The organism is Flavobacterium sp., from assembly GCF_036782315.1.
Taxonomy (GTDB): domain Bacteria; phylum Bacteroidota; class Bacteroidia; order Flavobacteriales; family Flavobacteriaceae; genus Flavobacterium.
In genome coordinates, this window is sequence record NZ_DAIPZK010000009.1 from 55,324 (window position 1) to 67,265 (window position 11,942).

Consider the following 11,942-nt stretch of genomic DNA (forward strand, 5'->3'; position numbering starts at 1 on the left):
AAAAATTTTTATCATGGCTAAGCAAACAACAATTGCTGCAGAAATATCATTAAAAGGTGTAGGATTACATACAGGACAAGAAGTTACGATGACTTTTAAACCAGCTCCTGTAAACAATGGATTTACATTTGTACGTGTAGATTTAGAAGGTCAACCTATTATTGAAGCTGATGCAAATTATGTTGTAAATACGCAACGAGGAACAAATTTAGAAAAATTAGGAGTAATGATTCAAACTCCTGAACATGTTTTAGCGGCGCTTGTAGGTTGTGATTTAGATAACGTTATTATAGAATTAAATGCTTCTGAACTTCCGATTATGGATGGTTCTTCAAAATATTTTGTAGAAGCTATTGAAAAAGTAGGTATAGTTGAACAAGAAGCGGAGCGAAAAGTTTATGTTGTAAAAGAAGTAATTTCATTTTTAGATGAAGCTACTGGAAGTGAAATTACAGTTATTCCGTCTGAAGAATATTGTGTTACCGCTATGGTTGATTTTGGTACTAAAGTTTTAGGAACTCAAAATGCTACCATGAAAAACATAAAAGAATTTAAAGCAGAAATTGCAGATTGTAGAACATTTAGTTTTTTACATGAATTAGAATCTCTTTTAAATAATGGATTAATCAAGGGTGGCGATTTGAATAACGCTATTGTTTATGTTGATAAAGAAATTTCATCTGAAACTATGGAAAATTTAAAGAAGGCTTTTAATAAAGATTCTATTTCCGTAAAATCAAATGGAATTTTAGATAATCTAACCTTACATTTTCCTAATGAAGCGGCTCGTCATAAATTGTTGGATATAGTTGGTGATTTATCTTTAATTGGAACAAGAATTCAAGGAAAAGTTATTGCTAATAAGCCTGGACATTATGTAAATACACAGTTTGCCAAGAAAATTGCTAAAATTATTAAATTAGAAGAGCGCAATAATGTACCTAGTTATGATATCAACAAAGAACCTGTAATGGATATTCATGGTATTATGAATTTATTACCTCATAGACCACCATTTTTATTAGTAGATAAAATTTTAGAATTATCAGATTCTCATGTTGTTGGATTAAAGAATGTTACAATGAATGAAGATTTCTTCGTTGGACATTTTCCAGGAGCTCCAGTAATGCCAGGAGTTTTACAAATTGAAGCAATGGCGCAAACAGGAGGGATTTTAATTTTAAGCACAGTTCCAGATCCAGAAAATTATTTAACCTATTTCATGAAAATTGATAATGTTAAGTTCAAAAATAAAGTATTACCTGGTGATACCTTATTCTTCAAATGCGATTTAATTTCTCCAATAAGAAGAGGAATTTGTCACATGCAAGCGTATGCGTATGCTAATGGTAAATTAGTTTCAGAAGCCGAATTGATGGCTCAAATTGTTAAAGTAAAATAAAGATATATGAAATCGCCACTAAAAAAACTTTGCGTAAGCAAAAACAAAAATGAAAGGCGATACCATATTTTACCATAAAAATAAAATTTTAAAATATGAATCAACCATTAGCTTATGTGCATCCAGGTGCCAAAATAGCAAGAAACGTAGTAATTGATCCTTTTACTACTATTCATAACAATGTTGAAATAGGTGAGGGAACTTGGATTGGCTCCAATGTTACCATTATGGAAGGTGCTCGAATCGGAAAAAATTGTAATATTTTCCCTGGTGCTGTTATTGCAGCAGTACCACAAGATTTAAAATTTGGAGGTGAAGATTCTTTAGCAATTATTGGTGATAATACCACTGTTAGAGAATGTGTAACTATTAATAGAGGAACTATTGCTTCTGGTCAAACAAAAATTGGAAAAAACTGTTTGATAATGGCTACAGCTCACATTGCACATGATTGTCACATTGGTGATAACGCAATTATTGTAAATGGAGTAGCGCTTGCCGGACATGTTTCTGTGGGTAATTTTGCGATTATTGGAGGTTTAGCTGCGGTTCATCAATTTATTTCAATTGGAGATCATGCTATGATTTCTGGTGGTTCGTTAGTTCGTAAAGATGTTCCTCCATTCACAAAAGCTGCAAAAGAACCACTTTCTTATGTGGGTATTAATTCTGTTGGATTAAGGAGAAGAGGATTTACAACTGAAAAAATTAGAGAAATTCAAGATATTTACCGAATTTTATATCAAAAAAATTATAATACTTCTCAAGCAGTAAGTATTATTGAAGCTGAAATGGAAGCAACTCCAGAAAGAGATGAAATTTTAGATTTCATAAGAAACTCATCGCGTGGAATTATGAAAGGATATACAAGTTCAATTTAAAAATAATAATAGTAAACAAACATAAATAATTACAATGGCAACAACTGCAGATATTAGAAACGGATTATGTATTAAATATAATAATGATATTTACAAAATCATTGAGTTTTTACACGTTAAACCTGGTAAAGGTCCAGCTTTCGTAAGAACAAAGTTAAAATCATTAACAAACGGTAAAGTGTTAGATAATACGTTTTCAGCAGGACATAAAATCGAAGAAGTTCGTGTAGAAACACATACTTTTCAATATTTATATGCAGAAGGAAACGATTTTCACTTTATGAATAACGAAACATTTGAACAAATTACATTAAACAAAAATGTTTTAGATGCTCCAGATTTATTAAAAGAAGGAACAAACGTAATGATTCAAATTAATGCTGAAACAGAAGCACCTTTATCAGTAGATATGCCTGCTTCAATTGTTTTAGAAGTGACTTATGCTGAGCCAGGAGTTAAAGGAAATACAGCTACAAATGCTACAAAACCAGCAACTGTTGAAACTGGAGCTACAGTAAACGTTCCGTTATTTATCAATGAAGGTGATAAAATCAAAATTGATACTGCAACTGGTAACTATATGGAAAGAGTAAAAGAATAATTACAAAGTGTTCGGTTAACAATGAGTTTTCCGAACACTTTTTTTATATTCTTTTTAATCTAATTTTTATCTAATGAAATTTCCAAAAGTTTATCCTCTAAAAGAAATTGCCCAAATTATCAATTGTAATTTTGTGGGTAACGCTGATTTTCCAGTTCACGGTATGAATGAAATTCATGTAGTAGAACCTGGCGATATTGTATTTGTAGATCATCCCAAATATTATGACAAAGCACTTCAATCGGCTGCTACTATTGTTTTAATTAACAAAGAAGTGGTATGTCCAGAAGGAAAAGCATTGTTAATTTCAGATGATCCATTTAGAGATTTCAATAAACTTACAAAACATTTCAGACCTTTTCAAGCTTCTAATAGTGCAATTTCAGATTCTGCCAAAATCGGTGAAGGTACGGTTATTCAGCCTAATTGTTTTATTGGACACAACGTTCAAATTGGTAAAAATTGTTTGATTCATGCCAATGTTACCATTTATGATAACACCGTAATTGGTGATAACGTAATGATTCATGCCGGAACCATTTTAGGAGCTGATGCTTTTTATTACAAAAAACGTCCTGAAGGATTTGACCAATTATTATCAGGTGGGCGAGTAGTAATTGAAGATAATGTAGGAATCGGTGCACTTTGTACAATTGATAAAGGAGTTACTGGCGATACAACTATTGGAGCTGGGACTAAAATAGATAATCAAGTTCATGTTGGTCACGACACTGTGATTGGCAAAAAATGTTTAATTGCTTCACAAACTGGAATTGCAGGATGTGTTGTTATAGAGGATGAAGTAACTCTTTGGGGACAAGTTGGTACAACAAGTGGAATTACTATTGGTTCAAAAGCTGTGGTAATGGGACAAACTGGTGTTACCAAATCCATTGAAGGTGGTAAAACTTATTTTGGTACTCCTATTGAAGAATCGCGAGAAAAATTGAAGCAGTTAGCCAATGTGAAACGTATTCCAGAAATCATTGAAAAATTGAAACAAAATGACAAATAGAGAGAAATTAGAATTTTTGTACAAAGAAGATGGAATAAGAGATAAGCAGTTTTTAGATGCTTTAATCCATGAAGATTTTAAATTAGAATGGGATAGTTCTTCTGGGAATTCTATTTTAGATAAAAATTTTATTTTGAATCTGAGTGAAGTTATTAATTTGAATTTCGAGATTTCTTATTTTGAAATATCGCATTTAATCGAAGAAAATAATCAAATAGCAGTAAAATATAATCATAAAGTGGCTACTATTGAAAACCCAAAAGAGATTATGTTAATTGCCAAAGTTGTTGCGATTTGGACTTTTGAAGATGGCAAAATTATTAATGGATACCTAATTAGCAAACCTAATTAAAAAAATATAATAAAAATTACTGATTTGTTGGTAAAAAACTTACTTTTGCATCACAAATTTAAACACAATTTAATTCATATATCATGAGCGTTTTAGTAAATAAAAATTCAAAAATAATTGTACAAGGATTTACAGGTAGTGAAGGAACTTTTCACGCTTCTCAAATGATTGAGTACGGAACTAATGTTGTAGGTGGTGTAACTCCTGGAAAAGGTGGTTCAACACATTTAGACCGACCAGTTTTTAATACAGTAAAAGATGCTGTTGAAAAAGCGGGTGCAGATACTTCAATTATCTTTGTTCCGCCAGCATTTGCTGCTGATGCAATTATGGAAGCTGCTGAGGCTGGTATCAAAGTAATCATTTGTATTACAGAAGGTATTCCAGTTGCAGATATGATTAAAGCGTATGATTACATTAAAGGTAAAGATTGCCGTTTAGTGGGTCCAAATTGTCCAGGAGTAATTACTCCAGAAGAAGCTAAAGTGGGTATTATGCCAGGTTTCGTTTTCAAAAAAGGTTCAGTTGGAATTGTATCTAAATCTGGTACTTTAACTTACGAAGCTGCTGACCAAGTAGTAAAACAAGGTTTAGGAATTACTACAGCAATTGGAATTGGTGGTGACCCAATCATCGGGACAACAACTAAAGAAGCTGTTGAATTATTAATGAACGACCCAGAAACTGAAATCATCATCATGATTGGTGAAATTGGAGGTCAATTAGAAGCAGATGCTGCACGTTGGATTAAAGCTGACGGAAACCGTAAACCAGTTGTTGGATTCATCGCAGGTGAAACGGCTCCAAAAGGAAGAACAATGGGTCACGCAGGTGCAATCGTAGGTGGAGCTGATGATACAGCAGAAGCTAAAAAACGCATCATGAGAGAAAACGGAATTCACGTAGTTGATTCTCCAGCTGAAATTGGTAAAAAAGTAAAAGAAGTTTTAGGATAATCCTCAAAACCATATAATAAAAAAAGTCCCGATGTAAATCGGGACTTTTTATTTTATATTACTTTTAATTAAAAGGATTCGACCATTTAGAATTCGTATAAACATCTGTTCCAGAGAGTGTTCTTAAAAATGCAATTACTGCATTTACTTCTGTAGCTGTTAAATTTAATTGTTGACCAACACCTCCAGGTCTTAGTCGTGGATCTAAATTATTATTACCAGGAGCAATATTGATAGTTCCGTAATGACCAATAGCTGCTTGTAAAGTGGTAATTACTCCAGTATGCATCATAGGACCATTTGTAGTTCCATCAGTTTTTACTAAATCGCGAAGGGAAGGAGCTCTTGTATTCCCTGTATCAATTCCAGTTCCAGCAATTGTTCCAATAATTCCATTGTTCAAAGTATTAGGATCTATATCGAATTCTGGTGCTCTATGACATCCTGCACATCCTAAACCTCCACTAGTTCTTACACCATTTGCATTAAAAACGGGTGGCGATAAAAATAAGTTTTTGCCTTGATTTTCTTGTGGTGTAAAATTTGAAAAGGGTTGTCCATCATTAGCAGCTAAAGCTCTTCCAGCATCATATTTGGAATCAAAAGATTGAATACTTCTAATGAATTGAGCTAATGCACTTTGTATTTTTGCTTCTGTTATTTCTTCAGAGCCATATACAAATTTAAAAAGTTCTTTATAATAACCTATTGCACTTAATTTGGTAATTAAATCATTAAAAGATAAATCACCATTTTCGCCACTAAATCCCATTTCCCCATGATCTTTAATTGGCATAGTAGTTTGAGTTTCTAAATTTAAAGCGCGTTCATTCCAAAAGAATTTGGTTTCAGTTGCAAATCTCGAATTAATTAGACGCATCGAATGTCTTCCAGTTGTTCCATTAACACCTGTACTTGCCACGTTAGTATCACTAAATGCAAATTCTTGTTTGTGACAACTTGCACAAGAAATAGTATTATTAGATGAAAGATTTTTATCATAAAATAATACTCTACCTAATGTTGCACCTTTATCGGTAATTAAATTTCCTTGCGAGTTATCTTTAATTATATAACTTGGAATATTTTGATTTGCATAGTTAGCCAAGTTATTTAAATCTAAAGATGATCCAAATTCTGCTTGTACAAAGGGATAAGAAGGAATTTCTTCATAATTTTCATCTGAGTTGTTACTACAAGAAGTCAATCCACAAATTGCAAAAAGACCTAAAATAATCTGGTTTTTCATATAGGTTGGTTTTAGGATTATTTTTGTAAGACTACATTTAATAAAAAAGGTTTAATTGAAGTGGTACATTTTTTATACTTTAAAATATTCCTATATTTGAACTTTATTACGAAAACAAACTAATACGAATCTTTATTATGAAATTATTAGAAGGAAAAGTTGCTATTATTACAGGTGCCAGTAGAGGAATTGGTAGTGGAATAGCAAAAGTTTTTGCAGAACAAGGAGCAAATGTTGCTTTTACTTACAGTTCATCTGTTGAATCTGCAATGGCTTTAGAAACAGAATTAAATGCTTTAGGAATTAAAGCAAAAGGATACAAGTCAAACGCAGCCGATTTTAATGAAGCTCAAAAATTAGTTGATGATGTAATTGCTGAATTTGGAACAATTGATGTTTTAATCAACAATGCTGGAATCACAAAAGACAATTTGTTAATGAGAATGTCAGAAGAAGATTTTGATAAAGTAATCGAAATCAACTTAAAATCAGTTTTCAACATGACTAAAGCGGTACAAAAAATCATGTTGAAAAATCGCAAAGGTTCTATTGTAAACATGAGTAGTGTAGTAGGAGTAAAAGGAAATGCTGGTCAAGCTAATTACGCTGCATCAAAAGCAGGTATGAACGGATTTACAAAATCTATCGCATTAGAATTAGGTTCAAGAAATATTCGTTGCAACGCTATCGCTCCGGGTTTTATTGAAACTGAAATGACAGCTAAATTAAATGAAGATGTAGTGAAAGGTTGGAGAGATGCTATTCCATTAAAAAGAGGAGGAACTCCTGAAGATGTAGCTAACGTTTGTGTTTTCTTAGCATCTGATATGAGTGCATATGTCACTGGTCAAGTTATTAATGTTGACGGTGGAATGCTTACATAGAAGTTTAAAAGGTTGACGTTTATAAGTTTAAAAGTTAAGAAATGAGAGTTTTTAGTTTTGAAAAATTAATTGCTTGGCAAAAAGGTAGAGAATTAGCTTTAATGATTTATAAGACTACGAAACAATTTCCTAAAGATGAAATTTTTGGTTTAACCAGTCAAATGAGACGATGTTCAATATCAATTGCATCGAATTTAGTAGAAGGTTCTGGAAGAAATTCATACAAAGACAAAGCAAGATTTTCTGAAATAGCTTATGGTTCTTCATTAGAACTATTAAACCAAGTTATTTTATGTCATGATTTTGAATATATAAATGAAAATGAATATTTATTGCTTCGAGAAAAAATAACAGAAGTCAATATGCTTATAGATGGTTTGTACAAATCTCAAATGATTAAAGCAAATCAACCCTCTTAAACTTTTAAACTTTATAAACTTTTAAACTTATAAATGACAACAAACACAATTTTACTTCTTATCTTATCAGTAATTCTTGCTGTGGGATTGTCATTTTATCAATATTTATACAAAGTCAAAAATCAGTCAAAATTCTACTGGTTTTTGGCTTTTTTACGTTTTATTAGTTTGTTTTCAATATTTTTATTGTTGATTAACCCAATTATCAGCAGAAAAATAACAGAAATCAAGAAAACGCCCTTACCCATAGTTGTAGATAATTCCAAATCAATTTCAGAATTAAAAGCAACGAAAGATGCATCAGAACTATATCTGAAAATTTCTGAAAATAAAGCGATTACCGAAAAATATGATGTTCAATTATTTTCGTTTTCCGAAGAATTTCAATCCTTAGAAAACTTAAATTTTGAAGGAAAACAATCTCATATTGATGGTATAGCTAAAAATTTAAAACAGTTATACCGAAACACAAATTATCCTGTAGTTTTATTTACTGATGGAAATCAAACCATGGGTAATGATTATGTGTTTAGTTTTCAGGAAAATACAAGTGTTTTGCCAGTTATTTTAGGTGATACAACAACGGTTTTTGATTTGAAAATCAATCAAATAAACGTTAATAAGTATGCTTTTTTAAAGAACAAGTTTCCTGTTGAAGTCTTTTTGCAATACAATGGTAATCAAACAATTTCAACTACTTTTACTATTCAAAATGGAAATCAAAATGTACACAAACAAACCGTTACATTTTCTAAAGACAAAAAAGCGCAATCTGTTGTTGTATTATTGAATGCCGATAAAGTTGGGATTGCAAAATATAAAGCTGTAATTTCTTCGAATATCAAAGAGAAAAACATAATTAATAATACTAAGAATTTTGCGGTTGAAGTAATTGATCAACGTAGCGAAATCGCTTTAATTTCAGCTATTAATCATCCCGATTTAGGTGCTTTAAAAAGAAGTATTGAAATTAATCAACAACGTAAAGTAACTATAGTAAAGCCAAACGAAATCAATTCATTACAAAATTATAATGTTTTGATTTTATATCAACCAAATACTACTTTTAAATCCATATTTGAGCAAAATAAAACAGCTCTAATTAATACCTTAATAGTTACAGGAACGGCAACTGATTTTGGATTTTTAAATCAAGTACAAGACGATTTATTTTTTAAAATGTCTGCGCCAAAAGAAGATTATTTAGCAACGTTTGAACCCGATTTTAATTTATTCGCTCAAACCAATATCGGTTTTGAAAATTTTCCACCATTAGAAAATAATTTTGGGGTTATTACGGCCAAAAATAATGTAAACACACTACTTTCTGCAAGAGTAAGAAATGTTCCATTGCAAAATCCTATTTTAACTTTTACTGAAAATGGAAGTAAAAGAAAAGCTTATTTGTTAGGTGAGAACATTTGGAAATGGCGTTTGCAAAACCACTTGAAAAAGAAATCTTTTGACGATTTTGACCTATTTACTGACAAAATCATTCAATTTTTGGTTTCAAATGCTTCAAAAAAGAATTTGAATGTTACTTATGAAAGTTTTTATAATTCTGGAGAAAGCATCGAAATTACAGCAGAATATTTCAATAAGAATTATGAATTTGATGATAAGGCTCAATTAACTATTCAAGTAGTAAATTCTAAAACAAAAGCTTCTAAGAAATACGATTTATTAAAAGCCAATAATTCATTCAAAGTAAATTTAGATGGCTTGGAAGCTGGTAATTATACTTTTAAAGTAACAGAAAAAAAGTCGAATAGCAGTTTTACAGGAACATTTGAAGTTTTAGATTTCGAGATCGAAAAACAATTTGTAAATCCAGATAAAAACAGATTAGAACAATTAGCTCAAAATACAAAAGGTAAAGTTTATTATCCAAATCAAATTGAGAATTTAATTCAAAATTTAATTGATAATAAAGACTACATCCCAACACAAAAAGAGACTATTAAGAAATCACCAATAATTGATTGGATATGGTTGCTTCTTATAGCTGTTAGCACACTTACTGCAGAATGGTTTATCAGAAAATACAATGGTTTGTTATAAATTAAGCTAATCTTAATTTTTATTTAAGTTACCCTTAAGCTATTCTTTTTATTTAAAACTCAATTTTGACAAAAATTTGAGTTTTATGATAGTAACAAATTTTATTTCAAAACGATATAGATTACTGTTAGGTTTTTCAGTTTGGTATATATTGTTTTCATTCTTATTAAGAATTGTACTTTTATTTTGGCAAATCAGTGAAATTGATATTTCGTTGATAAATTTACCCCGAATTTTATTAACAGGATTGTTATTTGATTTTGGAGTTCTATCTTTTTTAGCAGTAATTAGTACAATATATATATTGTTAATTCCAAGAAAATTAATTGGAAGTAAATTAGATAAAATATTAATTTACAGTGGTTTCGGATTAACGTTACTAATTTTTGTATTTACTTTTTTTGCCGAAATTACTTTTTGGGAAGAATTCAAATGTCGTTTTAATTTTGTCGCTGTTGATTACTTAATTTACACATTTGAAGTAGTTCAAAACATTCATGAATCGTATCCTTTGTACATATTAATTCCTTCAATGTTATTAATTACGGGTGTCATTTTTTACTATTTCATCAGAAATGAATTTTTCAAGAATACTTTTTCAACTAAAATTTCATTTAAAAACAGAGTTTTACCATTTATACTATCAACTATAATAATGAGTTTATATCTGTTTTTTATTTCCAATACTAATGCAGAATGGTCTAAAAATCGATACAATAATGAAATATCAAAAGCTGGAATTTATTCTTTTTTTGCAGAATTAAGAAATAACAAGTTAGATTTTAAAACTTTTTATAATACAATTTCTGATAAAGAGGCATTTCAGATTATCCGTAAAGATTTAAGTGATGACAATGTAAAATTTTTAGAAAATGATTACGCTTTAAAACGAAATATCACAGATAGTTTAGATAGCAATAAAAAACCAAATATAGTTTTCATTCTTATCGAAAGTATGAGCGCGAGTTTTATGAGCGAATTTGGAAACGAAAATAAAATTACACCATTTTTAGACAGTATTGCTAATCAAAGTTTATTTTTTAAAAACTTACAAGCAACAGGAAATCGTACTGTAAGAGGAATGGAAGCGGTTACTTTATCAATTCCGCCAACACCAGGGCAAAGTATTGTGAAACGCCCGAATAATTCTAATTTATATACGATTTCAAATGTTTTCAAAAGTAAAAACTATCAATGCAATTTCTTTTATGGAGGCGATGGTTACTTTGATAACATGAATGCTTTTTATGGTGGAAATGGTTTTGATATCTACGATAGAGGTAGAGGAAGTGTATTAAATGATGACATAAAAACAACTCGCCATAATATTGACGATAATGAAGTTACTTTTGAAAATGCATGGGGAATTTGCGATGAAGATATTTATAATAAAATGATAAAAGTGGCAGATGAATACCATAAAAAAAAGAAACCTTTTTTAAATTTTGTGATGACAACTTCTAATCACAGACCTTATACTTATCCTGAAAATAAAATTGATATTCCTTCTGGCTTTGGAAGAGATGGTGCTGTTAAATATTCAGATTATGCTTTACAAAAAATGTTTAAAAAAGCGAAAAATAAACCTTGGTTTAAGAACACTATTTTTGTTTTTATAGCAGATCATTGTGCTAGCAGTGCTGGTAAAGATGAAATTGATGTGGCGAATTATCATATTCCAGCAATTATTTACGGACAAAACTTTATTCAGACTCAAAAAGTAACAAAATTATGTAGTCAAATTGATGTTTTTCCTACTTTATTTGGTCAATTACATTGGAGTTATACCTCTAACTTTTTTGGATTGGATGTATTCTCAAAAAAATATAAAGAAAGAGCATTGATTGGAACTTATCTAAAACTTGCATTAAAAAGAGATAATAATGTAACTATTTTATCAAACAAAAGAACAAGTACAAATTATTTTTGGAATGAAAAAACAAACAAACTAAATGTATTACCAGTTAGTAAGCCTGAATTAGACGAGACAATTTCTTGGTATCAAACAGCTGATTATTTATATTTGAATAACAAACTCAAATAAACTTAATTTTTGCTTAATGTAATACTCTCAATATAATTATTTGATAGAATTAAAGTTAATTTGTATAGTAATTGATTG

At 30.1% G+C, this 11,942-nt stretch carries 11 protein-coding genes; 10 read left to right on the forward strand and 1 reads right to left on the reverse strand.

Annotated elements, in window-relative coordinates; translation table 11 throughout:
- Positions 1–13 precede the first annotated feature (13 nt).
- The 6 genes from V7P59_RS08945 (at position 14) to sucD (ending at position 5,207) form a co-directional block, all read left to right on the forward strand.
- Positions 14–1,402 (forward strand): bifunctional UDP-3-O-[3-hydroxymyristoyl] N-acetylglucosamine deacetylase/3-hydroxyacyl-ACP dehydratase, encoded by a 1,389-nt coding sequence (locus V7P59_RS08945; protein WP_333809822.1) that lies wholly within the window; start codon positions 14–16, stop codon positions 1,400–1,402.
- Between the two features lie 95 nt (positions 1,403–1,497).
- A complete protein-coding gene (gene lpxA / locus V7P59_RS08950; RefSeq protein ID WP_333809823.1) occupies positions 1,498–2,283 on the forward strand; it encodes an acyl-ACP--UDP-N-acetylglucosamine O-acyltransferase in 786 nt (261 codons plus the stop codon).
- Positions 2,284–2,317: 34 nt separating this feature from the next.
- A complete protein-coding gene (gene efp, locus V7P59_RS08955) occupies positions 2,318–2,884 on the forward strand; it encodes an elongation factor P (protein WP_333809824.1) in 567 nt (188 codons plus the stop codon).
- A 73-nt stretch (positions 2,885–2,957) separates the two neighbouring features.
- On the forward strand, positions 2,958–3,899 hold the full coding sequence (locus tag V7P59_RS08960; RefSeq protein WP_333809825.1) for a UDP-3-O-(3-hydroxymyristoyl)glucosamine N-acyltransferase: 942 nt from the start codon (positions 2,958–2,960) through the stop codon (positions 3,897–3,899).
- Positions 3,889–4,251 (forward strand): nuclear transport factor 2 family protein, encoded by a 363-nt coding sequence (locus V7P59_RS08965; protein ID WP_333809826.1) that lies wholly within the window; start codon positions 3,889–3,891, stop codon positions 4,249–4,251. The genes V7P59_RS08960 and V7P59_RS08965 overlap by 11 nt, the downstream gene beginning before the upstream one ends.
- An 83-nt stretch (positions 4,252–4,334) precedes the next feature.
- Positions 4,335–5,207: a succinate--CoA ligase subunit alpha gene (gene sucD / locus V7P59_RS08970; RefSeq protein ID WP_333809827.1), complete on the forward strand. Its 873-nt coding sequence runs from the start codon at positions 4,335–4,337 to the stop codon at positions 5,205–5,207.
- A gap of 64 nt (positions 5,208–5,271) precedes the next feature.
- On the opposite strand, the gene V7P59_RS08975 is transcribed toward sucD, so the two are convergent.
- The gene (locus tag V7P59_RS08975) at positions 5,272–6,456 is read right to left on the reverse strand and encodes a cytochrome-c peroxidase (protein ID WP_333809828.1); all 1,185 of its coding nucleotides are present in this window, start codon (positions 6,454–6,456) and stop codon (positions 5,272–5,274) included.
- 137 nt (positions 6,457–6,593) lie between these two features.
- Between V7P59_RS08975 and fabG the strand changes: the two genes are divergently transcribed.
- The 4 genes from fabG to V7P59_RS08995 all read left to right on the forward strand — a co-directional run bounded on the left by fabG (position 6,594) and on the right by V7P59_RS08995 (position 11,864).
- Positions 6,594–7,340, forward strand: a complete 747-nt coding sequence (fabG, locus tag V7P59_RS08980) for a 3-oxoacyl-[acyl-carrier-protein] reductase (RefSeq protein ID WP_333809829.1) — start codon at positions 6,594–6,596, stop codon at positions 7,338–7,340.
- 41 nt (positions 7,341–7,381) lie between these two features.
- Positions 7,382–7,759, forward strand: a complete 378-nt coding sequence (locus V7P59_RS08985) for a four helix bundle protein (RefSeq protein WP_333809830.1) — start codon at positions 7,382–7,384, stop codon at positions 7,757–7,759.
- Between the two features lie 33 nt (positions 7,760–7,792).
- Positions 7,793–9,820, forward strand: a complete 2,028-nt coding sequence (locus tag V7P59_RS08990) for a hypothetical protein (protein ID WP_333809831.1) — start codon at positions 7,793–7,795, stop codon at positions 9,818–9,820.
- Positions 9,821–9,905: 85 nt separating this feature from the next.
- The gene (locus tag V7P59_RS08995; RefSeq protein WP_333809832.1) at positions 9,906–11,864 is read left to right on the forward strand and encodes an LTA synthase family protein; all 1,959 of its coding nucleotides are present in this window, start codon (positions 9,906–9,908) and stop codon (positions 11,862–11,864) included.
- The last annotated feature ends 78 nt before the right edge of the window (positions 11,865–11,942 follow it).

Bases quoted from the DNA above. Each gene is read 5' to 3' on its own strand.
- V7P59_RS08945 (WP_333809822.1), top strand. From the start codon at position 14: ATGGCTAAGCAAACAACAATTGCTGCAGAAATATCATTAAAAGGTGTA.
- lpxA (WP_333809823.1), top strand. From the start codon at position 1,498: ATGAATCAACCATTAGCTTATGTGCATCCAGGTGCCAAAATAGCAAGA.
- efp (WP_333809824.1), top strand. From the start codon at position 2,318: ATGGCAACAACTGCAGATATTAGAAACGGATTATGTATTAAATATAAT.
- V7P59_RS08960 (WP_333809825.1), top strand. From the start codon at position 2,958: ATGAAATTTCCAAAAGTTTATCCTCTAAAAGAAATTGCCCAAATTATC.
- V7P59_RS08965 (WP_333809826.1), top strand. From the start codon at position 3,889: ATGACAAATAGAGAGAAATTAGAATTTTTGTACAAAGAAGATGGAATA.
- sucD (WP_333809827.1), top strand. From the start codon at position 4,335: ATGAGCGTTTTAGTAAATAAAAATTCAAAAATAATTGTACAAGGATTT.
- V7P59_RS08975 (WP_333809828.1), bottom strand. From the start codon at position 6,456: ATGAAAAACCAGATTATTTTAGGTCTTTTTGCAATTTGTGGATTGACT.
- fabG (WP_333809829.1), top strand. From the start codon at position 6,594: ATGAAATTATTAGAAGGAAAAGTTGCTATTATTACAGGTGCCAGTAGA.
- V7P59_RS08985 (WP_333809830.1), top strand. From the start codon at position 7,382: ATGAGAGTTTTTAGTTTTGAAAAATTAATTGCTTGGCAAAAAGGTAGA.
- V7P59_RS08990 (WP_333809831.1), top strand. From the start codon at position 7,793: ATGACAACAAACACAATTTTACTTCTTATCTTATCAGTAATTCTTGCT.
- V7P59_RS08995 (WP_333809832.1), top strand. From the start codon at position 9,906: ATGATAGTAACAAATTTTATTTCAAAACGATATAGATTACTGTTAGGT.